The sequence below is a fragment of the Arthrobacter sp. Y3225209 genome (assembly GCF_059090685.1).
Genome location: NZ_JBNHFW010000004.1, coordinates 95,881 through 120,280, shown reverse-complemented (window position 1 = coordinate 120,280; position 24,400 = coordinate 95,881). Strand labels below are relative to the sequence as shown.

20 protein-coding genes are annotated in these 24,400 nt (G+C 66.2%); 13 read left to right on the top strand and 7 right to left on the bottom strand.

The window, feature by feature from the left end; genetic code table 11:
* Window positions 1-41: 41 nt before the first annotated feature.
* The gene (locus AC5RVB_RS04445) at window positions 42-797 is read left to right on the top strand and encodes a glycosyltransferase family 2 protein (protein WP_494142063.1); all 756 of its coding nucleotides are present in this window, start codon (window positions 42-44) and stop codon (window positions 795-797) included.
* Here AC5RVB_RS04445 and AC5RVB_RS04440 read toward each other — a convergent pair.
* On the bottom strand, window positions 777-1,751 hold the full coding sequence (locus AC5RVB_RS04440) for an alpha/beta fold hydrolase (protein ID WP_494142062.1): 975 nt from the start codon (window positions 1,749-1,751) through the stop codon (window positions 777-779). The genes AC5RVB_RS04445 and AC5RVB_RS04440 overlap by 21 nt on opposite strands.
* Window positions 1,752-1,903: 152 nt before the next feature.
* On the opposite strand from AC5RVB_RS04440, the gene AC5RVB_RS04435 reads away from it, so the two are divergent.
* On the top strand, window positions 1,904-2,749 hold the full coding sequence (locus tag AC5RVB_RS04435) for a lysophospholipid acyltransferase family protein (RefSeq protein ID WP_227902005.1): 846 nt from the start codon (window positions 1,904-1,906) through the stop codon (window positions 2,747-2,749).
* Here AC5RVB_RS04435 and AC5RVB_RS04430 read toward each other — a convergent pair.
* Both AC5RVB_RS04430 and AC5RVB_RS04425 read right to left on the bottom strand, forming a co-directional pair.
* Window positions 2,746-3,585 carry an SDR family oxidoreductase gene (locus tag AC5RVB_RS04430; RefSeq protein ID WP_494142061.1) on the bottom strand — a complete coding sequence of 280 codons (840 nt, stop codon included), beginning with the start codon at window positions 3,583-3,585 and terminating at the stop codon, window positions 2,746-2,748. The genes AC5RVB_RS04435 and AC5RVB_RS04430 overlap by 4 nt on opposite strands.
* A gap of 131 nt (window positions 3,586-3,716) precedes the next feature.
* On the bottom strand, window positions 3,717-4,376 hold the full coding sequence (locus AC5RVB_RS04425; protein WP_227927859.1) for an SDR family oxidoreductase: 660 nt from the start codon (window positions 4,374-4,376) through the stop codon (window positions 3,717-3,719).
* 187 nt (window positions 4,377-4,563) lie between these two features.
* On the opposite strand from AC5RVB_RS04425, the gene AC5RVB_RS04420 reads away from it, so the two are divergent.
* Window positions 4,564-6,084, top strand: a complete 1,521-nt coding sequence (locus AC5RVB_RS04420; RefSeq protein WP_494142060.1) for a carboxylesterase/lipase family protein — start codon at window positions 4,564-4,566, stop codon at window positions 6,082-6,084.
* A 51-nt stretch (window positions 6,085-6,135) separates the two neighbouring features.
* Here AC5RVB_RS04420 and AC5RVB_RS04415 read toward each other — a convergent pair whose 3' ends face one another.
* Window positions 6,136-7,029 carry an arginase family protein gene (locus AC5RVB_RS04415; protein ID WP_290245101.1) on the bottom strand — a complete coding sequence of 298 codons (894 nt, stop codon included), beginning with the start codon at window positions 7,027-7,029 and terminating at the stop codon, window positions 6,136-6,138.
* An 85-nt stretch (window positions 7,030-7,114) separates the two neighbouring features.
* Here AC5RVB_RS04415 and AC5RVB_RS04410 point away from each other — a divergent pair, with 85 nt between their 5' ends.
* The 8 genes from AC5RVB_RS04410 to AC5RVB_RS04375 all read left to right on the top strand — a co-directional run bounded on the left by AC5RVB_RS04410 (window position 7,115) and on the right by AC5RVB_RS04375 (window position 16,416).
* A complete protein-coding gene (locus tag AC5RVB_RS04410) occupies window positions 7,115-8,752 on the top strand; it encodes an ABC-F family ATP-binding cassette domain-containing protein (RefSeq protein ID WP_290245100.1) in 1,638 nt (545 codons plus the stop codon).
* A gap of 295 nt (window positions 8,753-9,047) precedes the next feature.
* Complete coding sequence (locus tag AC5RVB_RS04405) at window positions 9,048-9,269, top strand: hypothetical protein (RefSeq protein WP_290245099.1); 222 nt, start codon at window positions 9,048-9,050, stop codon at window positions 9,267-9,269.
* Window positions 9,270-9,418: 149 nt separating this feature from the next.
* Window positions 9,419-10,936, top strand: coding sequence for a carboxylesterase/lipase family protein (locus AC5RVB_RS04400; RefSeq protein ID WP_494142059.1), 1,518 nt, complete (start codon window positions 9,419-9,421; stop codon window positions 10,934-10,936).
* A gap of 158 nt (window positions 10,937-11,094) precedes the next feature.
* Window positions 11,095-12,495 carry a dihydrolipoyl dehydrogenase gene (lpdA, locus tag AC5RVB_RS04395; RefSeq protein ID WP_494142058.1) on the top strand — a complete coding sequence of 467 codons (1,401 nt, stop codon included), beginning with the start codon at window positions 11,095-11,097 and terminating at the stop codon, window positions 12,493-12,495.
* Between the two features lie 128 nt (window positions 12,496-12,623).
* On the top strand, window positions 12,624-13,460 hold the full coding sequence (locus AC5RVB_RS04390; RefSeq protein ID WP_227901996.1) for a hypothetical protein: 837 nt from the start codon (window positions 12,624-12,626) through the stop codon (window positions 13,458-13,460).
* A 121-nt stretch (window positions 13,461-13,581) separates the two neighbouring features.
* A complete protein-coding gene (locus tag AC5RVB_RS04385; RefSeq protein WP_227901995.1) occupies window positions 13,582-14,016 on the top strand; it encodes an acyl-CoA thioesterase in 435 nt (144 codons plus the stop codon).
* A 109-nt stretch (window positions 14,017-14,125) separates the two neighbouring features.
* Window positions 14,126-15,310 carry a glycosyltransferase gene (locus tag AC5RVB_RS04380; RefSeq protein WP_227901994.1) on the top strand — a complete coding sequence of 395 codons (1,185 nt, stop codon included), beginning with the start codon at window positions 14,126-14,128 and terminating at the stop codon, window positions 15,308-15,310.
* A 35-nt stretch (window positions 15,311-15,345) separates the two neighbouring features.
* Window positions 15,346-16,416 carry a glycosyltransferase gene (locus AC5RVB_RS04375; protein ID WP_227901993.1) on the top strand — a complete coding sequence of 357 codons (1,071 nt, stop codon included), beginning with the start codon at window positions 15,346-15,348 and terminating at the stop codon, window positions 16,414-16,416.
* On the opposite strand, the gene AC5RVB_RS04370 is transcribed toward AC5RVB_RS04375, so the two are convergent.
* Window positions 16,400-17,299, bottom strand: coding sequence for a glycosyltransferase family 2 protein (locus AC5RVB_RS04370; protein WP_494142057.1), 900 nt, complete (start codon window positions 17,297-17,299; stop codon window positions 16,400-16,402). The genes AC5RVB_RS04375 and AC5RVB_RS04370 overlap by 17 nt on opposite strands.
* A 106-nt stretch (window positions 17,300-17,405) precedes the next feature.
* Between AC5RVB_RS04370 and AC5RVB_RS04365 the strand changes: the two genes are divergently transcribed.
* A complete protein-coding gene (locus AC5RVB_RS04365; protein ID WP_494142056.1) occupies window positions 17,406-18,569 on the top strand; it encodes a glycosyltransferase family protein in 1,164 nt (387 codons plus the stop codon).
* Here AC5RVB_RS04365 and AC5RVB_RS04360 read toward each other — a convergent pair.
* The gene (locus AC5RVB_RS04360) at window positions 18,545-20,869 is read right to left on the bottom strand and encodes a glycoside hydrolase family 3 C-terminal domain-containing protein (RefSeq protein WP_494142055.1); all 2,325 of its coding nucleotides are present in this window, start codon (window positions 20,867-20,869) and stop codon (window positions 18,545-18,547) included. The genes AC5RVB_RS04365 and AC5RVB_RS04360 overlap by 25 nt on opposite strands.
* A gap of 166 nt (window positions 20,870-21,035) precedes the next feature.
* On the opposite strand from AC5RVB_RS04360, the gene AC5RVB_RS04355 reads away from it, so the two are divergent.
* Window positions 21,036-22,694: an ABC1 kinase family protein gene (locus tag AC5RVB_RS04355; protein ID WP_227927849.1), complete on the top strand. Its 1,659-nt coding sequence runs from the start codon at window positions 21,036-21,038 to the stop codon at window positions 22,692-22,694.
* Window positions 22,695-22,763: 69 nt separating this feature from the next.
* Here the strand turns inward: AC5RVB_RS04355 and AC5RVB_RS04350 are convergent, their stop codons facing one another.
* Window positions 22,764-24,116 (bottom strand): MFS transporter, encoded by a 1,353-nt coding sequence (locus tag AC5RVB_RS04350; protein ID WP_227901964.1) that lies wholly within the window; start codon window positions 24,114-24,116, stop codon window positions 22,764-22,766.
* Between the last annotated feature and the right edge of the window lie 284 nt (window positions 24,117-24,400).

Genomic DNA, 24,400 nt, shown 5'->3' with positions numbered 1-24,400 from the left:
GCGGTGCGATGATCGGAGGGCAGGACCCTGTACATCCAACCGTGGAACGGGATGCGATGCCGACCATCTCGGTGGTGATTCCTTGCCGAAACGATGCCCCCATGCTCGCCGCGTGCCTGCGGGGCCTGGCAGAGCAGACCCGTGCCCCGGATGAAATCCTGGTGGTGGACAACGCCAGCACCGACCGGACCGCGGACGTCTGCCGGGCCTTCGGGGTCCGCCGGGTCCGGGAGGACAGTGTCGGTGTTGCCGCAGCAACCTTCCGCGGCTTCGACGAGGCCGCCGGTGAATGGCTGACCCGGATCGACGCAGATTCGGTTCCGCCACCGCGCTGGCTTGCCCAGCTGGAGACTGCCCTGCTGGCGGCCGGCAAGGACACAGCGGTGACCGGCCCCGGGGATTTCTACGGAGCCGCTCCGGTGATCCTGTGGATTGCACGGAACCTGTACATCGGCGGCTACCGCTGGTCAATGAACCTGCTGATGGGACATCCGCCGCTCTTCGGCTCCAACTTCGGCTTCCACCGCAGTATGTGGGAACAGGTCCGGGACCGGGTCCACCGCGGCGTTCCCCGGGTCCATGATGACCTGGACCTCAGTTACCAGCTGCGCCCGTGGATGAACGTTGTGTGGGACGGGACGCTTCGCGTCCGGGTGTCTGCCCGTCCGTTCCATACCTGGGCCGGGCTGGGCAGGCGGCTGGCCATGGCCTATGTAACGTTCCGGGTCGATTTTGCCGCTGAGGGGCCGCTGGCCCGGCGCAGGGAACGCCGGTACCTAGCGGGCGGTGCGGTATAACCGCAGCAGGTCGCGGGTCAGCTGATAGGGGGATTCCTCGCTGGGGCTGTGTCCGGTGGCGTACACGGCAAAGGATGCGCCAATGCTCGCGGCGAACTCCCGGTGCAGCCGGACCGGCCACACATCATGCGCGCCGACACCGACGAATTTGGGTACGGTGGTGGCGCCCAGGGCGGCGCGCAGGTCCGGGGCGTGGCGCATCAGCCGGACCATGTCCCGGATCGAATCCCGCCGGGTGACGGTGAAGCGGAGGTTGACCAGTTTCATCCGGCCTGCCGGCGCCCTGATGAAGTTGCGCCTGACCCCCCAGACAATCAGGTCCGCACTGATCCGGGCGCCGATCAGCGGAGCGAGCCACCCGATCCGGCTTACGCCGCGGAAACTCTGTCCGCCCCGGGGCGGACAGCCAAGCAGGGTCATGCTTCGAAACAGGTCCGGCCGCCGCAGTGCCGTGAGCTGGACGACGACGCCGGCAAACGAGTACCCGACCACATGGGCGGGGCCGTGAACGGCCAGCACCGAGATCAGGTCATCAACAAACAGGTCGTAGTCATAATGGGCCCGCGGAGGGTGCAGTTGCTCCGGGCCGGCCCCGGCGGACTCATACTGGCCGGCCAGGTCATAGCTGAAGGCGAAGTAGCCGGCGGCGGCAAGTTCGGGGAGTATAAGGGAGAAATCCTCCTTGGAGCCCATGGCGCCAGGCACAAGGATGACCGGCGTATCGGCAGGGCTGCCCATACTGACGGCGGCCAGGGCCCCGCTGGGTGCCGGGAAAAAGGATCGCCCGGTTCCCGGTGGCAGGACCGTCCAGTCAATGTCGCCCAGTGCGGCGTCCCGCGCACCAGCCGGGTCCGCGGCGGCAGCTGCACCTGGATCCGCGGCCGGTCCCGCAGCCGGTTCCGGGTGCAGTCTGCGGGGAAGCCTCCGCCCGGGAAAGATTCCCCTAAATGCCATGGCTAAAAGATAGCGGCCGCGGACTGCCGCCGTCTGCGGGGCGGAGGCTGCTGACCTGTTCCGGCGGCAAGAAACCCGGAAGATGCGTGCCGCGTGCTACCTGCCCGGGCAGGCCGGCCGTCACACGTTAGAATCTTTATGCCTGCCCCTAAATGTCCGAACCATCCCATTCCCAGGAGCTGACGTTGCCCGCAAAGCGTTCCCCCAACAAATACGTTTACCGAGGTATTGTCTTCACGGGCCTCGCCGCACGCGGCCTCTTCCGGGTCCCGGTGATTCCCTCGGGCCTGGAGAATCTTCCCACCGGCGAACAGATCCGCGGATTGGACCGCAAGGTGGTTCCCGGCAAAGGCGCGGTGGTAGCCATTACGCACTTCGGGTATCTCGATTTTGCCTTCGCTGAGCTGCTCATCTGGCGGAAGCTGAAGGTGCATATGCGCTTCCTGGTCACGAAGAAGGCGGCTAAAAAGCCTTTCGTCAAGGCCGTCTGCGACTGGTGTGAGCATGTGGTGGTGGACCGGGCAGACGGTGCTGCTGCGTATGCGGAGTCCGTGGAAAAGCTGCGGGGCGGAGACTATCTTGCGGTTCTCCCCGAAGCCGGGGTCAGCCGCAGCTTCTCGGTCCGCGAATTGAAGACCGGCGCTGTGCGCATGGCCGCCGAGGCAGGTGTGCCGATCATTCCGATTTCCATCTGGGGCGCCCACCGGATGAAGACCCGCGGACACGGGCTGAGCCTGTCCTCGGTGTGGAAGACACCGGTCCGCATGCACGTGGGCGAAATGATCCGCGTTGACGAAAATCCCGACGTCGCGGCGGAAACCCTGCGGCTGCAGGAGGAACTGCAGGCCGGAATCGACCATTGCATTGACACGTATCCGGTCACTCCCGCCCCCGGTGCGTGGTGGATGCCACGCAGCCGGGGCGGCAGCGCCATGGGTGTGGAGGAACAGCGTGTACTGGATGCAGCTGACCGGGAGAAGTACAAGATCACCGGCTAGAGGATGGGGTTGCCTCCGGTGACGGCAATCCGGGCTCCGGAGATGTAGCTGCCGTCCTCAGAGGCCAGCAGGACGTAGGTCGGTGCCAGTTCAGCCGGCTGGCCCGGCCGCCCCAGGGGTGTGTCGGCTCCGAAGGACCCAACCTTGTCTTCGGGCATGGTGGCCGGGATCAGCGGTGTCCAGGTGGGTCCGGGCGCCACGCTGTTGACCCTGATGCCGCGTTCGCCAAGCAGCTGTGACAGGCTGGCGGAGAAGTTGGCAATGGCTGCCTTGGTTGCTGAATACGGCGCCAGCGTGGGCACCGGCATGTCGGAGTTCACCGAGGAAGTGCCGATCACCGAGGAGCCCGGGGACATGTGCGGCAGGGCTGCCTTCACCAGATAGAACATCGCATTGATGTTCACCTTGAACGTGTACTCCCACTCCTCGTCCGGAATCTCCTCAATGGATTCGCGGTCCATCTGGAACGCCGCGTTGTGGACAAGGATGTCCACCTTGCCGAACTGGTCAACAGCGGTATCGATGACGCGGCGGCACTGAGCTGCCGTATCCAGGTCTCCGCGCACCAGTACCGCCCTGCGGCCGGCCTCTTCCACAAGCCGGGCGGTATCCCGCGCGTCCGCATCCTCGTTCAGGTAGGAGATCACGACGTCGGCCCCCTCGCGTGCGTACGCGATGGCCACTGCCCGGCCGATACCGCTGTCGCCACCGGTAATCACGGCGGCTTTGCCCTCGAGCTTCCCGCTGCCGCGGTAGGTTTCCTCGCCGCAATCCGGAATCGGCGTCATCGCCTCCTGCGTTCCGGGCACTTCCTGTTGCTGCTTTGGCTGGTTCATGGTGGTCCTTTCCTGGCTTCGCTCCTGGTCCCTGGCGTGCTGCGTGCAGGCGTCCGTCACCGGAAGGCCGGGGCAGGTACCGGGGCGCACCCCGGTACCTGCCCCGGCACCGACCGCGGACTACGTCACGGCTACTGTGCGGCTACGGCGTCCAGCGCCTCGGCTACCGGCGTTGTGCCGTTGTTGAATTCGATGGTCCGGCCTGCCGTTTCGGGGCGGTCGAGGACCTCGGCTGCCACATGGGCAACATCCTCGCGGGATACCTGGCTGCCGGTAACCCCCGAACCGGTTTCAATTCGTCCCGTACCCGGATCCAGCGTCAGGGCGCTGGGGCCGAGAATGGTCCAGTCCAGCCCGCTGGCACGCAGGTGCTCGTCGGCGTCGGCCTTGGCCTCGGCGTACGCGTAGAACCCGTCGTCCTCCGGCACACCGTGATCCTTGCCTGCCCCGAAGTAGGAGACCATAACGTACCGCTTCGCGCCGGCAGCTTCGGCTGCGTCCATCGACCGGATGGCTGCGTCCCGGTCCACGGCAAAGGTGCGCTCGGGGCTGCCGCCGCCGGCTCCGGCAGTCCAGACCACTGCATCATGACCGCGCAGCAGCTCGGCCATCTCCTCCGTGGACAGGGCCTGGACGTCGGCTACCTTGGCAGCGGCCCCGGTGTCCTCGACATCCGCGGTGTGGTCCGGATTGCGGAACACTGACGTAACGGAGTGGTTTGCGGCGGTGAGCCTGCGGGCGAGGTGGAGTGCAACTTTTCCGTGTCCCCCGATGATGGCGATGCGTGACATGCGGCATTCCTTTCGTTGACTTACGTGCCTCCACCATAAGCATGCTTCGCATATTTTTGCGGCGAGGGAACGCGTCCTACGCCAATGGCTTAGTTTCGGGGACCGGGAATAGCGGCCCGGGGGATAGCGGGCGGTTCCCTGCGGCCGCTATGATCGCGCCACACCCTGGAACCCCGGAAGGAACACTGTGTCCCTTACTGCAGTTCGGCCGGATCTCACAGTTGAAACGATGGAAGGGCCGGTGCGCGGCGCCGTGAACAGCGGCCTGCGGACCTGGCGGGGGATCCCCTATGCGGCCCCGCCGGTTGGTGAGCTGCGGCTTCGCCTCCCGCAGCCGATACGCCCATGGGCGGAGGTGTTCGACGCCACGGCTTATGGCCCGGTGCCGCCGCAGCCGCGCGGCCGGGGTCTCCTGGGTGCCGGCCGGCGGACGCCGATGGATGAGGATTGCCTGACGGTGAACGTCACTGCGCCGCTGGCACCCGCAGCGCCGCTGCCGGTCCTCGTTTACCTTTACGGGGGCGGCTTCACCACGGGAGCCGCTTCCGCCGAGGCGTATGACGCCACCAGGCTGGTGGAACGCGGGGACGTTGTGTACGTCTGCATGAACTACCGGCTCGGCGCACTGGGCTTTATGGATTTCCGCCGGTACTCCACGCCGCAGCGTCCCTTCGACGCGAACTGCGGCCTGGCAGACCAGGTTGCAGCCCTGCGCTGGGTCCAGCGGAACATTGCCCGGTTCGGGGGAGACCCGGGCAATGTGACCATCTTCGGTCAGTCCGCCGGCGCCATGTCCGTGACCGCCCTGATGTGCGCACCCTCGGCAAAGGGCCTGTTCCACCGGGCCATTGCCCTGAGCTCGGCACCGTCCACGGCCTACGGACCGGGACTGCCCGAAAAATGGGCCGCCAAGCTGCTGGACCTCCTCGGCGTCCCCGAAGCCGACGCCGGAAAGGCCCTGGCCAGCCTCCCGGCGTCGCGCCTGGTGGAGGCGGCGGTGCGCCTGACCCGGGACGTGGCCCCGGAATCCGAACCGGGCACGCGCGCCGTCGCACCGGTAGTGGACGGTGACTTCCTGCCACTGCACCCCATAGACGCCTTCCGGGCCGGGACGGCGCACCGCGTGCCGCTGGTCATGGGCAACATGGGCCGCGAAGGTGCCCTCTTCGACCAGTTCGAGGATGTGCTGCCAACAAAGCCGGAGCGGATCGACACCATGTTTGCCCTGACCGGGCCTGACCTCAAGGACCGGGTGCTGGGCGCCTACCCCGGTTATCCCGGGAAACGGGAAGCAGTGGATGTTGGCGGCGATGCGGTTTTCTGGCATCCGGGGATACAGGTGGCGGAGGCCCACTCAGCGTTTGCCCCAACCTGGTCCTACCGCTTCGATTACGCTCCCTGCATGGCCCATCTTTTGGGACTGGGTGCCACCCACGGCCTGGATATCCCGGCTGTGTTCGGCAACTATGCCTCCGGGCTCGGCCGGTTCCTGACGCTCGCCGGCGGCGGACGCACTGCCGTTTCGGTCAGCAACCGTTTCCAGGGGGCGCTGCTGCGGTTTGCGCGGACGGGGAATCCCGGGCCGATGTGGCCTGCGTATGAGACACAGTCACGCAAGACCAAAATCTTTGACCGGACGGATCAGATAGTGCCAGACCCGCACCACGTCCGGCGCGTTGCGTGGAACGGCTACCTGGGCTACCGGTGAACCGTAAACCCGCGCGGGGGGGAAGTGGTCCGTGGGGGGGGTGGACGGGGGCTAAACGGGGAGCTCGCGCAGCAGGCCGCCCAACCGGAGCAGTTCCAGGGGCGCATGCTGAGCCAGCGATAAGCCGACAATATCTCCGGCGTCACTGACCGCATCGATGATGCGCAGCAGGTCAGGAACGCGGACGCCGCGGCTGCCGCCGCCGGTGGTGTCGGCAAAATCGCGCCGGTCCAGTACATCCAGGTCCACGTGCACCGCCAGTTTCGTGGCACCGGTCAGTGCCAGCCATTCCAGGATCCGGCGGGTGTCCTCAGGGGTGTCCGTGATGCCCACGCTGCGGATACCCAGGCGCTGTTTGGTGCCGATGCCGGGATCCTGCCAGTCCCGCAGGCCGATTTGGAGAATATTGGACGGCGGCACCACGGCGGGCAGCGCCGCGAGGAACTCTTCGTCACCCTCTCCGGCCAGGGTTGCCAGCGACATTGACCGGAACCCGGTGTAACCGTCGCCCGGCGTGCCGGTATCCGGGTGGGCATCCACCCACAGCACCGCCAGATCCCCGCTGTACAGTGCGGCAAGATGGCTGAACGGAGCTACACTCACCGAGCATTCCCCGCCAAAGGTCACCACGGTCTCCGGGGCAGCGTCCTGTATCACCTCCAGTGCCTGCCGGAGCTGCTGGAGAACGGCGCCGCGCGCATAAATGCCGTCTACCGTTTCCACTGCCGCGTCCGATGTATCCGTACTTACCGGCACAAAGGCCGTGGGCCCGTCATGCAGCGGGGAAAGCAGCTCCAGCAGGGGCGGGCCCAGATGGTAGGAGAGCAGGGTCTGGTGCGGCTGGCCTGCCGGCAGCGACCCTACGGTTCCCGCTCCTGCGGCGCCCTGCCACTGCGGGAAAATCAGGCGGAGGGCCCCGGGGCCGGTGGGATGCATGGAATTCATGGCAGTCCTTAGGTGCGGAGGGGATAACCAGCCTACCGCCGGGGCACCGCGCAGAAACAGGCCGCACGCAAAATAGACTGGTGGTATGACTGCAACACTTGTCGCCCGGGATCTTTCCGGCGGCCACGCCCACCGCACCCTGTTCGAGCACCTGTCGCTGACCGTCGCCCCCGGCGACGTGGTCGGCGTGGTGGGTGCCAACGGTGCCGGCAAATCCACGCTGCTGAGCCTGCTGGCCGGCGCTGCCGAACCACTGGCCGGAACGGTCAGCACCAATCCTGCTGACGCCTTTGTGGGCTGGCTGCCGCAGGAGCACGAGCGGGTACAGGGTGAAACAGTGGGTGCTTACCTGGCCCGCCGGACCGGTGCGGCTGCGGCCACCGTGGCCATGGAAAAGGCTGCCGAGGCGCTGGGAACGGATACCCCCGGTGTGGACGATGTGTATGCCGCTGCCCTGGATCGCTGGCTGGCCTCCGGAGCTGCGGATCTTGAGGACCGTGCCCCGTCGGTGCTCGCGGACCTCGGGCTGGAGGTGGAAATGGACGCACCGATGACCGGCCTGTCCGGCGGGCAGGCTGCCAGGACGGCCCTTGCTGCGCTGCTGCTGAGCAGGTTCGACATAGTCCTGCTTGATGAGCCCACCAATGACCTGGACCTGGACGGGCTGGCCCGGCTGGAGCAGTTTGTCCGCGGCCTGCGCGGCGGGGTGGTGCTGGTCTCCCACGACCGGGAGTTCCTGGCCCGCTGCGTGACCACCGTGGTGGAACTGGACCTGGCACAGAACAGTGTGGGTGTGTACGACGGCGGATACGAGGCGTTCCTGGAAGAACGCGCCGTCGCACGCCGGCACGCCCGCGAGGCCTATGACGAGTTCGCAGACAAGAAGGCCGATCTTGTTTCCCGGGCCCGGACCACGCGGGAGTGGAGTTCCCAGGGCGTGCGCAACGCGATGAAGAAGAATCCGGATAATGACAAGATCCGCCGCAAAGCCAGCACCGAGTCCTCCGAAAAGCAGGCACGCAAGGTCCGCCAGATGGAATCGCGGATTGCCCGGCTGGACGAGGTGGAGGAACCGCGCAAGGAATGGCAGCTGCAGCTGCGCATCGGGGCGGCACCGCGGTCCAGTTCCGTGGTCGCCACCCTGAACGCAGCGGTGCTAAACCGCGGCAGTTTTACCCTGGGACCGGTTTCCCTGCAGGTTAATGCGGGGGAGCGGATCGGCATCACCGGCCCCAACGGTGCGGGAAAGTCCACCCTCCTCGCGCTCCTGCTGGGGCGGGAAACCCCGGACGCCGGCACAGCGTCCCTGGGAGCCTCCGTGGCCGTGGGCGAAATTGATCAGGGGCGCGGGCAGCTGCCGGCCGGTGCCAGGCTGGGCGACGCATTTGAGGCCGCCGTCCCTGAACTTTCCGCGGCGGAAGTGAGGACCCTGCTGGCCAAGTTCGGGCTCAAGGCGGACCAGGTCGGCAGCAGGGTCGGGGACCTGTCTCCCGGTGAGCGGACGCGTGCGTCCCTGGCACTGCTGCAGGCACGGGGGGTGAACCTGCTGGTTCTCGATGAGCCCACTAACCATCTGGACCTGCCCGCGATCGAGCAGCTGGAAGAAGCGTTGGAGAGTTACGAGGGTGCGTTGCTGCTGGTATCCCATGACCGGCGGTTGCTGGAAAATGTGCGCCTGGATGTGCGGTGGGAAGTTGAGGGCGGGACCGTCCGCATCCGGTGAGCGGCGTCCTCCCGTGCCGCGGCAGCAGGGGAGGACATATTGCTTGACCGAATGTGATAGAAATTATGCAGGCTGCATCCCCGCGGATGCGGCGCTTAGCTCACGGATTGGTCTCGCTAAGTTATCGGACGATTTCACGGAAGAAGTGTCCAATGGATCCATGGAGTGGAAAACGCGGCTGCCCGGCAGCCAACCTGCACTGCAACTGGGGAAGCGGCAGTGCAGCCGGGACGCCTCAGCGGTGTCTGCCTGGTGACGCCCCCGGAGTGGGCGGCTGGCAGTACGGCCTTTGGCTGTGAAGGCGCTGAAGCGGGCTGATCTGCCCGTCCTGATTGTTGTCTGGATGCTGTGCGTGGCTACTGACTGGTCCACGGGCACCAAGATTGCATTGAACGTCTTTGCCGTTGCCCTGCTTTGCGCCAAGGAATTCGGCGTCCACCGCTATCTGGTCAAAAACGCCGGTTCGAGGGTCTCGGGACGCCGCAGCGCGGCAGGACGGCTCGTTTCCGCCGCGTAGTCCGCCGTCCGAAAGAGTGCGGCCGCGGCACAATCCCGCACGGCGTGCAGCCGTGAGCGGCTCCGTCTCTGGTTAGCTCTTGGGCGCCCGGCTATCGTTGATAGTCGCAGGGAGCAGGCTCAGCTTTCCCCGGCCGAAAAGAGTTCGTCGTGGATATTGGCGTTGAATCACTGGTGGTTGAAACCCGTAACGGTCGGGTTCAGGGCGTTGTTGACCAGGGTGTACGTACCTGGCGTGGTATTCCCTATGCGGCAGCGCCCGTGGGGGAGCTGCGGTTGCGCGCACCCCGGCCGCCGGAGAGCTGGACCGGGATCCGTGATGCACGCTTTTTCGGTGCGGTGCCGCCGCAGTCCAAGGCACCCAGCCTTACCGGCACGCACCGCCGGGTGGCGATGGACGAAGACTGCCTGAGCGTGAATGTGTCCGCCCCGCTGGACCCCTCGGATACCCTGCGCCCGGTTCTCGTCTACCTTTACGGCGGTGCGTTCAGTTCCGGGTCCTCGGCCGAACCTACCTATCGCGGCGCAAAGCTGGTCAGGGACGGGGACGTTGTCTACGTTTGCCTCAACTACCGCATCGGGGCACTCGGTTTTATGGACTTCCGTGCCTACTCGACCCCGGAACACCGGTTCGACGCCAATGTGGGACTGCGGGACCAGGTAGCGGCACTGGAGTGGATTCAGCAGAACATCGAGGCCTTCGGCGGGGATCCCGGGAACGTCACCCTCTTCGGCGAATCGGCCGGCGGCCTGGCGGTGACGTCCCTGATGTGCATCCCCAGCGCCCGGGGGCTCTTCCATCAGGCCTATGCCCAAAGCCCGGCACCATCGGGGGCATATTACCCCCACACGCATGCAGCCTGGGCCGCGGACCTGCTGGAAATACTTGGCATCAGCCCGTCCGATGCAGCGGAGGGGCTGACCACCATCAGCGCATCCAAGCTTGTCGAGGCAACCCGGAAGATGACCACGAAAATAGGTCCGGCCAAACAGCCAGGCTCGCTGAGCGTTTCGCCGGTGATCGACGGTGACTTTCTGCCGCGGCATCCAATCGACATGTTCCATGAGGGAGAATCACACCAGGTGCCGCTGGTGCTGGGCACCATGGCCCGCGAAGGGGCACTCTTCGCGAAGGTCTCCAACATCCTTCCGTCGACGCCTGAACGGATCGAGAAGATGTTCGCGGGGACCGATCCGCTCGCCCGGGACCGCGTGGTGGCAGCGTACCCGGGCTATCCCTCCCGCCAACGGTCCGTGGACATCAGCGGCGACCTGGTCTTCTGGTATCCCAGCCAGATGGTGGCCGAAGGGCACTCGCGGGTGGCCCCAACCTGGGCATACCGCTACGACTACGCCACGCCGATGATGAATCTCCTGGGCTTCGGCGCCACCCATTCCTTTGACGTACCCGTAATGTTCGGCGATACCGATAGCGGGCTGGCCAAAGCCCTCACGCTCCTGGGCGGAGGGGATGAGCTGAAAGCACTCTCCCGGAGGTTCCAGGGTTCACTGCTGAGCCTGGCCAGGCACTCCCACCCCGGCGCTGATTGGCCCGGGTATGACGAGTTCCACCGGCACACACGCGTGTTTGATAAGGCCGACCGGATTGAATCCGATCCGTTCCCGGAACGGCGCAGGGCCTGGGCGGGCTACCGCGGCTACATCTGACGCGCTGCCCTGCCGGAGCAACAGCCCCCCGGGATTCGGCGGCCGGTGCGGGCGCCTCTCGCGGCACCGGCGCGGGCGTCGTAAGCTGGCTTATGATTTCCAGCACCACAGTGTTCAGCACCAGTTTTCAGCACCGCAGCTAAGGAGAGTCAGAGCGCATGAGCGAACATTACGACGTCGTTGTTCTCGGAGCCGGACCGGGCGGGTATGTGGCCGCCATCCGTGCTGCCCAGCTGGGACTGAAGACTGCCATTGTGGAGGAAAAATACTGGGGCGGGGTGTGCCTTAACGTCGGTTGCATCCCCTCCAAAGCCCTGCTCCGCAACGCCGAGCTGGCGCAGATTTTTACCAATCAGTCCAAGACCTTCGGCATGAACGGTGATGTCACGTTCGATTACGGGGCGGCCTTCGACCGGAGCCGCCAGGTGGCCGACGGCCGGGTCAAGGGCGTGCACTTCCTGATGAAGAAAAACAAGATCACCGAATACGACGGCCACGGGATCTTCTCCGATGACCACACCCTTGAGGTCAGCCTGTCAAAGGGCGGCAGTGAAACCGTCACCTTCGACAACGCCATCATCGCCACAGGCACCTATGTCCGGCTTCTTCCCGGTGTGGAACTGAGCGACAACGTGGTCACTTATGAGGCCCAGATCATGGACCGGGACCTGCCCAAAAAGATGGTCATTGTGGGCGCAGGGGCCATCGGCATGGAATTCGGCTATGTGCTGCGCAGCTACGGTGTGGACGTCACCATCATTGAGTTCCTGGACCGGGCGCTGCCCAACGAGGATGTTGACGTGTCCAAGGAGATCACAAAGCAGTACAAGAAACTGGGCATTCCCATCCTGACTTCCACCAAGGTGGAGACCGTGAAGGATAACGGCTCCTCCGTAACGGTGGCCTACACGGACAAGGACGGGAAGGCCGGCAGCATCGAAGCGGACCGGGTCATGATGTCCATCGGCTTTGCGCCGCGTACCGAGGGCTACGGCCTGGAGAAGACCGGGGTGCAGCTGACGGACCGGGGCGCCATTGGCATCGATGACTTCATGCGTACCAATGTGCCCCATATCTATGCCATCGGTGATGTCACCGCCAAGCTCCAGCTCGCCCACGTAGCGGAGGCCATGGGGGTGGTTGCCGCCGAAACCATCGGCAAGGCCGAAACGATGCCGCTGGGTGACTACCGGATGATGCCGCGCGCCACGTTCTGCCAGCCGCAGGTTGCCAGTTTCGGGCTTACCGAGCAGCAGGCCCGGGACGAGGGCCACGAGGTGCTGGTGAGCACCTTCCCGTTTACGGCCAACGGCAAGGCGCACGGGCTGGGGGAGCCGGTGGGCTTTGTGAAGCTGGTGGCGGATGGCAGGTATGGGGAACTGCTGGGCGGGCACCTGATCGGCCCGGACGTCTCCGAGCTGCTGCCGGAACTGACGCTGGCCCAGAAGTGGGACCTTACGGCCGCTGAACTGGCCCGTAATGTCCACACCCACCCGACGCTGAGTGAGGCGCTGCAGGAGGCCTTCCACGGATTGACGGGCCACATGATTAATTTCTAGCGCTGCACGCGGCGGGCAGAACCGATCGGCAGGGCCGCACCACGGCCACGGTGGCGATTCCTGCGGGCCGGCGGTCCAACACTGCCCCGATACGCCGCATCCGGCAGCGACTAAGGCATACTGGCCGCATGACGACGCCGCTGGAGGGTCCCCTTGCCGATTCCGAGTCCGGTCTTTGGATTCCCGGGAGCCTCGCCCGCCCGGGCACAGTGACCGGAACCGTACCGGCCGGATTCGAGGCCTACGCACGGATCTTCCATCCCGTCCACGCGCGGCTAATGGAATGGGATCGGGACTATCCGGTGCCGGTACAGTCGCGGACCATGCAGTGGCGGGACCTTGCCGAGACCCGCGGAACGCTGGCGCACCCGCTGATGCAGTGGAACTCCATCCTGGCGGGCTACCGCAACCCGGTCTGGAATGAACCGGGCTGGCAGTACGAAGATCCCCTCGTAGGCGCGTTGGCGGCCGGATGCCTGGCTGAGGTGGTGCGCATTCTGTCCAGCCATACGGATTCGCCCTCAGCCTGTATCGCCGGCCTCTGGGAGGGGTGGGGGTGGGTGAGCGGCGCGGCCGTGAACGTCACCGTGGACAGTGAAGGCCATACCTACGAAGAACCCCTGCCCCCGCCCTTCCATCAGGACACAGTGGCCGGTGCGGCCAGGCTGGAACTGCCGGGACGGAAGTACCTGCTGTTTAACGCCGACCTTGCAGTCTTCACCGAGCCCGGCTGGCACGAGGCCAGCGGATGGGACGTGCTGCAGAGCCCAAACCTGCTCTGGCCCGAAGACCGTGCGTGGTTCCTGGCCTCGGAAATAGATATGGACTCAACCATCGTGGGCGGCTCAGCCGCCCTCATCGGGCAGCTGGTTCACTCCGGGTCTGTGGAAGCACTGCCCGTGCCCGCAGACGGCGACCTTACACATCAGGGGGACGTACTCAACGAAAGGCCGGATTGGCAATGACCGCTTTCACAGCCGTGCGGGGATGGCTGTCACAGAGAGGTCAGAGAGCTAACAGGGGTGTGTGAGCAAGGCATCCGCGGATCGGTCAGGACGGTGGCCGGGCTGTGGATAAGCTGAATATATGCCCCTCCAAAACATTAACTTCCATACCCGCAAGTGGGTCCGGCCCGAAGACCTGAACGCAAACGGCACCCTGTTCGGCGGCAGCCTGCTGCGTTGGATTGACGAGGAAGCTACCGTCTACGCGATCCTGCAGATGGGGAACGGCCGGGTTGTCACCAAGTTCATGTCCGAGATCAACTTCGTCAGTTCCGCCGTGCAGGGCGACCTGATCGAAATGGGGCTTACCGCAACCAAGTTCGGCCGGACCTCGCTGACAATGCAGGCCGAAGTGCGGAACATGATCACCCGCGACAGCATCCTGACCATCGACAAGATCGTGTTCGTGAACCTGGATGAGCACGGCAAGCCCGCACCCCACGGCTACACCACCATCAGTTACGACCGTGACCGCCTGCCCACGCACCACTTTCCGCCCATTCCCTTTACAGCCTAGTTAGCGCCCCGGCGGATACCTGCACCGCCCAAACCCCAAGCACGTGGACCGAAGCTCCGGGAGCCCGGCTTAGGCGGGGAGCGGGATAATACAAGGCATACTTACTAATATGAGTCTCGAGTTCCCCCTCCCGCAGGGGCACACGGCGGGCGGGGGTCCACTCCGGATTGCGGTGCTGTCCCATCTGCATCACCCGATTGCCAGTCCGTTCCTGGGCGGGCTCGAAATGCACACCTCCCTGATGGCAGACGAACTCGCCGCACGCGGTCATGACGTGACGCTTTTTGCCAAAGCGGGATCCGTGTCCGCAGCCCGGGTGGTGGATGTCCTTCCAGCCGCTTTTGAGTTCCGCCGCGGGATGCCCGATGACGCCATGCAGGCGCAGCAGGGGACGCTGGACAGGGCATTGGGCCTGGCACTGGACGCGGTCCGGGACGGCTCCTTCGACGTCGTCGTGAACAATTCGCTGAGCCTGCAGCCCTATCTGAAGTTGGCGGACCACCCCACCCTGACCATCCTGCACACCCCGCCCCTGCCGTGGATCGTGGACGCGGTTGAACAGGGACGCACGGCCATCTCCCCGCTGCACCGGTTTGTCAGTGTCTCCGCCCGGAACGCCACGGGCTGGGCACCTCATCTGCCGGACCTCCACGTCATCCACAACGGCATCCGTCTCTCAGACTGGCCCGCGGGTACCTCCCGCCGCCCCGGTACCGCGGTCTGGGCGGGGCGGGTGACTCCGGAGAAGGGCCTGCACATTGCGATCGACGCCGCCCGGAAAGCCGGCATGGACCTGCACTTTGCGGGCCCTGTCAGTGACGGTAAGTACTTTGACCGCGTTATAGCTCCCCGGCTGGGTCCGGGCGTCAGACATGCGGGGCACCTCGATCACCGCGAACTGGCGGCCTTCCTGGGCTCGGGTGAAGTCTTTATCGCCTCACCCGTGTGGTCCGAGCCCTTTGGCCTTACAGCCCTGGAAGCCATGGCCTGCGGCACCCCCGTAGCGGCACTGCCGCTGGGCGCCATGCCGGAGATTATCGACGCCGACGCCGGCCGGGTGGCCGCCGGGCTCGGTGCCGACGAACTGGCCGATGCCATGACGGCTGCGCGGGGCCTGGACCGCAGCCGGGTCCGCCGGTCCGCCGCCCGCTTCAGTGCAGGTGCCATGGTGGACTCCTATGAGGTGCACCTCCGTTCCCTGCTCCAGCCCGAGGGCCTGCCGTCACTTGCACAGCCGGCCGGGTTTTCCCGCCCCCAGTCCGGCAGCGCCGAAGCTGCCCTGCCCCTGAGCTGAGCCGATCTGTCATGACCTCCCGGAGAAAACCCCGTGTGGCGTACTACGCGCACCATCACGGCACAGGGCACCTGCGTCACGCAGCGAACATTGCCCGGCTTGACGCCGTGGACCTGCTGGTAACCGGCACCATGCCTGCCGCCGGCGTCCCGGACCTGCCGGGCGGGGCACGGTTTGCCCCGCTGCCGCCCGACGTCGCGCGGCAGGGCCCGTTCCCGCCGGGACCCGGTACGTCCCTGCACTATGCGCCCACCGTTCCTGCGGTCCGGGAACGCTTCGCACGGCTGCACGCGTACTGGGAGGAGTTCATGCCGGACGTTGTGGTGGTGGATGTCTCGGTGGAAACCGCCGTGTTCGCCCGGCTGGCCGGATATCCGGTCATCCACCGGCGTATGCACGGGGACCGGACGGATGCCCCGCACCGGCTCGCCTATGATTCCGTCAACGGACTGATTGCGTATTTCCCCCAAACCCTCGAAACCCCTGAACATCTGGCGGCCTACGGCACAAAAAGCACCTATCTCGGCATGCTCGCGCCGCGGTCAGCGGGGCGGCAGGCTGTTCAGCCGCGCACGGTTGCTGTCCAGACATCCCTCGGCGGGACCGGGGTCCGGCTGCCGGCCGTACTTGAGGCCGCCCGCGCAACCCCGGACTGGACGTGGCGGATCATGGGCCGTACTTCGGGTGCTGTCCGGGACGTGCCCTCCAATGTTGAACTGCTTGGCGTTGTAGCGGAGCCGGCACCGCTGCTGGCAGCCGCAGAGGTCCTGGTGACCTCGGCAGGGCACAACGCGGTGGCCGCGGCCGCCGCAGCCCGCCGGCCGGCCCTGCTCATTCCCGAACAGCGGCCCTTCCGAGAGCAGGAACGGTTTGCGCAGGCGCTGGCCGGCGCCGGCGCCACTGCTGCCCCGGACTTCTCGGCACCTACGGACTGGCAGCGCACACTGGCGGCGCTCAGCGCCTCCGATCCGGAACTGCTGGCGCGGACACTGCTGGTTTCGGAGGCAGAATTCCGGAGCCGCTTCCTGACGGCAGTGGAGCGTGCCACCGCCGAATCCGGGGCAGGGGAGCGGCCGCCGGTCCCTGCATTCAGTAGGGAGCGCTGACCCGCACCGCAGCCAGCTCCGCCGGGCCGGGCGTGGCAAGCAGCCGAAGTTCCCCGCCGTCCGGGTCCCACGCCACGTAGCCGGCCCGGGCAAAGGCCTCCAGCCATCCCGTCATGGGCCAGGTTCCCCACTTTCTCCGGAACGCCCGGGCATTGACCACAATGGATTCCAGATGCTGCAGGGGCGGCCGGTGCACACCATGGTGCTGGTGGAACATCGTGGCCCCGGAGAATGCCAGGGGGATCCCCATCCCGCGGGCAGTGAACGCGAAATCGGTGTCCTCACCCCCATAGCCGGCAAAGGTCTCGTCGAAACCGCCGATTAGGTCAAAGGTTGACCGCCGGACGGCGAAGCCCAGGGACCAGAAAAGGGCGTACTCGGTGGACGGGGCCGCGGGTTCTCCGCGACCCGGGGAAAGCGCTGCCCGGGCGTGATGGGGAATGGACCCCTGCATCAGCACGTCCATGCTGCCTCCCGTCTCCCAGGCCGCCAGGTCCGCATCCGGGTACAGGTAGCGCGGCGTCGCCATCACCAGCCCTCCTGCCTGCTGCAGATCAGCCAGCAGCTGCTCGAACATCTCCGGGGCGGGGATGCAGTCCACGTCCAGGAAAACCAGCGTTCGGGTCTGCGCAGCAGCGGCGGCGGCGTTGCGGGCGGCACCAAGCGGCAGCGGCGCACCGGACGGTGTGTCCACATGGACCACACTGAGGGGCAGTGTGCCCTGGGGCGGAACAGCGTCGGGCTGGTTCATGTAGCAGAACACTATGTCAGCCGGCAGGCGGGTGGAGCGCTGGATGCCCTGGACAGTCCGGGCCAGGTGCCGGTCCCTCCCGGAGCTGATGATCAGCACTGAAAACGGTTCGTCGCCGCCGGTCTGCTCCATGGGTTCCCCTCCGCCGCAGGCGCTCCCTGCCGGCGCCCAAAACAGTAAGTATACTGAAGGCAATTTGCTGACAGGGCCGGATTCGGCCCGGGAAAGGTGCAGTGACGTGGCAGAGTCAGGCGCGATGGCGGATTCCGGGGCAGTGGGCGCGGCGGTGTCGGATCCGGTGGGGGAGTCAACCGTCAGGGTGGCAAGCGTGCCGCACAGCCAGGTCTATATCCGCCACACGGGGCGTGTCCCCGGTGATTCGCGGCCAGGCGGTGTGCTGCGCCTGCCGGACCCGGATCCGCGCAATCCCGGCCAGTCAACGGAATCCACCTGGTGGCCGCCCGTCATGCTGGACCCGCACTGGATCCGGGAGAACGCCTCCACCTTTGACCTGATGCACATCCACTTCGGGTTTGATGCCATTTCCCCCCGGGACCTGCGGGCTGTGACGGCCGAGTTGAAGGCCCGGGGCAAGCCGTTGGTCTACACCGTGCATGACCTGCGCAATCCGCACCACCTCACCCCGGAAGCCCATGATGCCCAGCTGGATGTGCTTATTCCGGCGGCGGACCGGCTGATTACGCTGACGCCCGGGGCAGCTGCAGCCGTCGAGGCCCGCTGGGGGCGCCGGCCGGTGGTCCTGCCCCATCCGCACGTGGTGGAGCTGGGTGAACTCGAACGGCGGCAGCGCCTGCGGCTTTCCCGGCCGCCGCAGGACCGGTTCCGCGTGGGGGTGCACCTGAAGAGCCTGCGGCCCAACATGCTTGACGGCGTCATCCTGCCGGCGTTGACGGCAGCGGTGGAACAGCTGCCGGGGGCCGTGCTGCAGGTTAACGGGCACCCGGACATCCTCACGCCGGGCGGGGACAAATACCGTCCGGAGCTGCACAAATGGCTCACCGAAGCTGAAACGGCTGGGCGTTTGGAACTGCAGGTGCGGGACTATTTCGATGAGACGGCGCTCTGGGATTACCTCGGCTCCCTGGATGTGTCAGTACTGCCCTACCGGTTCGGAACCCACTCCGGCTGGCTGGAGGCCTGTACGGATCTGGGCACCAGCGTGCTGGCGCCGTCCTGCGGTTTTTATGCCCAGCAACGCTCCACCGTGGCGGAGTTTGTGCACACCGAGGACGGTTTGGACGAGCAGTCACTGGCCACCGCACTCAAGGGTCTCTATGCCGAGCGTCCCTGGCCGGGGCTTACACGCGCGGAGCGGACAGCCGAACGGCGGGCCGTGGCGGCGGCCCATGAGGAGATCTACGCGTCCGTGCTGGCGCCCTGACCGGTTTCCGGGCCGCGGACGGCCTGTTCCAGCCCGGCCAGGATCGAGGGTGTCAGCGGACTGCCGGGAAAGCGTGCCAACCGGCGAAGGGGAAGGCTGCCCATCAGCGACAGCGCTCCGGCGAGCCCGCCGGCTTCCCCGGCTCCGGTTTCCGCCGCTCCGGTTTCCCCCGCGCCGCCGGCCGCTTCTGCTGCCAGTGCGCCAAGTACACGCTGCCCCCGCGGATTCGCCAGCCATTCTGCGATGGTCGAATCGAGGCTGAGCTGTCCTGTCGGTTCGGCGCCGGTGCCGGGCAGCTCCAGGCTGCCGCTGAGCCGGATGTCCCGCGAGGAGGACCCGACATCGATCCGGTAGCCGCCGGGATCGGCGGTCCACCGGTGCGCTGCCGGATCGAACCGGGCCAGCGCCGCCAGCGGCAGGTCAAAGGCCACATCGGCGGTGGCATCCGGTTCCAAATAGACCTTGCGGAAGGCCCGGAGTTCGCGGGGCGCAGCGGGGGCCGTGCCGCCCGGGGCGCCCACATAGAGCTGGATGACTTCAGCTCCGGCGCAGCTGCCGGTGTTCCGCACGGTCAGCCGTACCGAGACCATTTGACCCTCGTCTGACTCTGCGGTCTTCAGAGCCAGTCCGCTGTAGCCGAAGCTGGTGTAGGAGAGCCCGTGGCCAAAGGGGAAGGCCGGTTCCATCCGCCGGGCGTCGTACCAGCGGTAGCCCACAAAGATGCCTTCGCCGTACCGGACCGTCCCGGATTCACCCGGATAATTACCGAAGGCCGGTGTGTCCTCGATCCGGTGCGGGAAGGTTTCGGCGAGTTTTCCGGACGGGTTCACGGCGCCGGTCAGCACATCGGCGAGTGCCTCCCCACAGGCCTGTCCCGGAAGCCACGCTTCGAGGACCGCAGGCACATCCGATGCCCACGACGTTTCAACTGCGCCGCCGTTGAAGAGCACCACCACCGTCCAGGGGTTCGCTGCCAGGACGGCAGCGAGTGACTGCAGCTGGTTTGCCGGCAGCGTGAGGTCCGGACGGTCAAAACCCTCGGATTCCCTCTCCACCGGCAGGCCCAGGAAAAACAGGACTGCGTCTGCGGCGGCAGCAGCGGTTTCCGCCTCGGTTACCAGCGCCTCCTCGGACTCCCCGTCCAGCCGGTACCCCGCGGCAAAGTCAACGGCGGCGAACCCGTCTGCCAGGACATCCAGCGGCACGCTGATCCGCGTAGGGTTCACCTGGGAGGAGCCCGCCCCCTGGAAGCGCGGTGTGCGGGCCAGTTCACCCACGACCGCCAGCCGGAGCTTCGGGGACAGGGGCAGGATGCCGCCCTCGTTCTTCAGCAACACCATGGAGCGTGCTGCCGCGTCACGTGCCAGCCGGTGGTGTGCTTCCGGGTCCACCGGTTCCCGGGCCGGTGATGCGGTCCGCGCGGCCAGCTGCAGCAGCCTGGCAACGGAGGCGTCCACCATGTCCCGGTTGATGGTGCCGGCATCCAGCCCTGCCTCGAGTTCGGCCAGGCCCAGGCCGTTGCTTGCCGGCATTTCCAGGTCCAGGCCCGCGTCCAGTGCAGCCGCGCGGTCCGTGACAGCGCCCCAGTCGGAGACGACAACGCCGTCGAACCCCCAGTCGCCGCGCAGTACCGTATCCAGCAGCCAGGGGTTCTCCGCTGCGTGGATTCCGTTGATTTTGTTGTAGGCGGCCATCAGTGACCACGGCCGGGCGGAGCGGACCACGGTTTCAAAGGCCTTCAGATAGATCTCGCGCAGCGTCCGGTCATCCACCGAGGCATCAATGCGCATCCGGTCCGCCTCCTGGTTGTTTGCGGCGAAGTGTTTGGGGCAGGCGGCCACCCCCTGTGCCTGGACGGCACGTACCCACGCAGCACCCAGTTCGCCGGCAAGCAGCGGATCCTCGGAAAAGTATTCGAAGTTGCGTCCGCACAGGGGCGTGCGCTTGATGTTCAATCCGGGGCCCAGCACGACGTCGACGCCGGCCGCGGCCGCCTCCCGCGCCGTCGCGGCGCCCAGCTGCGCCAGCAGCTCCGGATCCCAGGAGCAGGCGGTGAGGCACTCGGCGGGAAAGCAGGTGGCCTCGATGGAGTTCCCGAGTCCCGGCTCATCCTCATTGCGTGGCCGGCGGATGCCGTGGGGCCCGTCGGAGAGGACAAGCGGCCGGATACCCGCACGGGCAATGGCCGCCGTGCGCCAGAAGGATGCGCCGGACAGCAGGGAAAGCTTATGGGGCAGCGTCAGGGACCCGGCATCCAGGGGCATGGAAGCGGACGGGTTGTCGGATGCAGGCATTGGCATGTGCCGGAGTCTAGGGGCCGCCGGTGCCTGCCGGAAGAGCAAACCATCCGATGCCGCCCGGCCGGCTGCCGCATCGCTGCAGGGCCTGTCGGCGGCCGTGGGCTGCGGTTAGTGTTTTCGCTAAGCACCTGCGGCGGTGAACCGTGCCGCATGACGGGAGCAGACCATGATTACCCACCTGGACCGTTACCGGCAGATAGCCGAAATCCTCTCCCGTAACGGCCTGGGCTTTCTCGTCTCGGCCCTCGGGCTGGAGGGGCGGCTGCCGTTCCGGCGCCAGGAGCACGCTGAAGATGCCGTACGCCGGCCGAGCAGGCCCGAATACCTGCGGATTGCACTCGAGGAACTGGGACCCACCTACATCAAAATGGGCCAGCTGCTCTCCACCCGGCCGGACCTGCTGCCACCGGATTACCAGCGGGAACTGGCCAAACTGCAGGACAGGGCCGATCCTGTGCCCTGGCCGGCGATTCGGGAAGAGCTGCGCCAGGAACTGGGCGCCGAACCGGAATCGGTTTTCGGTTTCTTCGACACCGCGGTGATGGCCAGTGCCTCCATCGGGCAGGTGTATTCGGCGGCCCTGAAGGACGGCACCGCCGTCGTCGTCAAAGTGCGCCGGCCCGGCATCACCACGGAGGTGGACCAGGACCTGGAGATCCTGCAGAACCTCGCCAGCACGGCCAGCAAGCACTGGGAGGCCGCCAGGGACTACGATCTCACCGGCCTGATGGACGAGTTTGCCCGGACCCTGCGTTCTGAGCTGGATTACCTGCAGGAAGGACGCAACGCAGACCGGTTCCGGCTCAACTTCGAAGACAGTACGGCCGTGCAGATTCCCCGGGTCTATTGGGACCACACCACCTCACGGGTCCTGACAATGGACCGCATCACGGGAATGAAGGTCACGGATACCAAGGCGCTGGATGCGGCAGGAATCGACCGTCCGGCACTGGCTGTCGCGGCGGCCGGGGTGGAAATGCAGATGGTCTTTGACGACGGGTTTTTCCATGCCGACCCGCATCCCGGGAACCTGTTCGTGGAGCCCGGTGGCCGGGTGGGGCTGATTGACTTCGGCATGGTCGGAGAAGTGGATGAGAAGCTGCGGGGGCAGCTCTCCGCACTTTTTGTCGGCATTGTGCGCAAGGACCCGGAGCGGATGACCAACGCCATTGTCCGGCTGAACGCTTCAGGTGTGCGGGTGGACCGGGTGAAGCTGCGCATGGACCTTGGTCCGCTGATCCGTATGTACTCGGGCAGGAGCCTGGCCGATGCGCCTGTGGGCAGCCTGATCACCACCGGCCTGGGGATCCTCCGCACCCATCACATCCAGCTCCCGCGGGAGATGGCCCTGCTGTTGCGGATGCTGATCATGACCGAAGGCATGGGGGAGGTGCTGGACCCGGACTTCAGGATGGGCCCGACCCTGGCACCCTATGCGCGCCGGATGACCGCCAGGCAGCTGAACCCGGTCAATTACGCCCGCCGGCTGGGGCGGGCAGGGGCGGAGGCCCTGGAACTGGGCACCGAACTGCCGGACCAGGTGCGCCGGCTCATCGAAACGCTGGACTTCGAAGGCATGGAGGTCCACCTCAGGGCGGAAGAACTGCTCCCGCTGGTTATCCGGTTGGAGCGGGTGGGGAACCGTTTGGTGGCAGCTATTTTCGCCTCTGCCTTCATCCGTGGCGTGGGGGAGCTGACCCTCGGGGACGCTTCGCGCTGGAAGTCGTGGCAGGCACCCCTGATGAGTGCCGGCCTGGCATCCACCGGGGCACTGGGCGGGTACATTGCCTGGACATCGCGGCGCGCCCGGCTGCGCGGTATGTAAACGGATGCTTAACCGGAACCGGGCGACCCCGCAAAGGGGCCGCCCGGGCGGTTTACCGCGCTATGCGGTTCAGCTGTACGGGTTCGCCGGCGCTGCGCCGGACGGAACAGCCTTGGGGCGCAGACCCAGTTCGGCCGTGGGAACGTGGACGGTTTCCTTTGCCGTCAGTGCCGATACGGCGGCGATGGCGCAGATCGCTGCGGTGAAGTAGCTGGTGACCAGCCAGCCGCCGGGCTCCAGGCCACCGATGGCGGCAACGATGGAGGGTGCGAAACCGGCCATCAGGAAGCCGAGCTGGGTGCCGATGGCCAGGCCGGAGAAGCGAACCTTGGCGCTGAACATCTCGGCGTAGAAGGACGGCCAGACAGCGTTGGCAGCCGCGTAGCCGCAGGAGAATACGGCAATGGACAGGGCAAACTGCAGCAGGGTGTTTCCGGACTCCATGGACAACAGGTAGAAGGGCATGATCACCGCACTGGACACTGCACCGTAGACGAAGACCGGCCGCCGGCCGATGCGGTCTGCCAGACGTCCGAACAGCGGCTGGGTGAACAGTGCCACGAAGTTGCCCGCCACTACGAGCCAAAGCGTTATGTCCGCGTTGACGCTGCCGACTTCCGTGCCGTACTTGATCGCAAGTGTTCCGTACACGGTGGAGACAGCGGCGATGAAGGCGCAGCACACTACGCGCAGCACATCGCGCCAGTGGTCCTTCAGCAGCACACCCACCGGAAGCTTGACGATTTCATTGCGTTCCTTGGCTTCGGTGAAGGTGGGGGTTTCGTGCAGGGAACGGCGGATGAAGTAGGTGACTACCACTACCACGGCGCTCAGCCAGAACGGGATACGCCAGCCAATGCCGTACTTGATCTCGTCCGGCAGCGCGACGACGGGAATGAAGACCAGGGCTGCGAGGATCTGGCCGCCCTGCGTTCCGGTCAGCGTCCAGGACGTGAAGAAGGACCGGCGGTTGTCCGGTGCGTGTTCCAGGGTCATGGAACTGGCCCCGGCCTGCTCGCCGGCAGCGGAAAGGCCCTGCATCAGCCGGCAGAAAACCAGCAGTGCGGGAGCCCACCAGCCGATGGTATTGAAGTCCGGGAGGCAGCCGATGAGGAACGTGGAGCCGCCCATCAGAAGCAGGGTGAACATCAGCACGCGCTGGCGGCCAACCTTGTCACCGAAGTGTCCCAGGATCACTGCACCCACGGGGCGGGCAATGTACGCGAAACCGAAGGTCGCCAGGGACATGATGCTGGCCTGGGCATCCGCATCGGGGAAGAAGACGCGCGGGAAAATCAACGCGGCGGCGGAGCCGAAAATGAAGAAGTCGTAATACTCAACGGCACTGCCCATAAAACTGGCAGTGGCGGCCTTGCGCGGGGACTTGCCCGGCGCTTTTCCGGCGGGGGCGGATGCGTCCATTGCATCTCTCCTGACGTGGGGGCGTGGCGGTGGGGGACGGCGGATGGCGACGGGATGCCGTGGCCGGCATACCGTGCGGTTACCAGGTTCCGGGGTGTTTCCCCGTGGTGCGGGGTGTGCGGTACCTGATGTGCTGCAGGGTGTACTGCTTCCGCACCAAATGCGGTGGGTGCGCCGTACCTGATGCAGTGTTGATGGTGTCCGGGTATGCGTGGCAGCAGCCATTGTGCGCTATGCGTACACATGTGCATACTCCGTACACTTGCAGTAATGTAACTCACAGC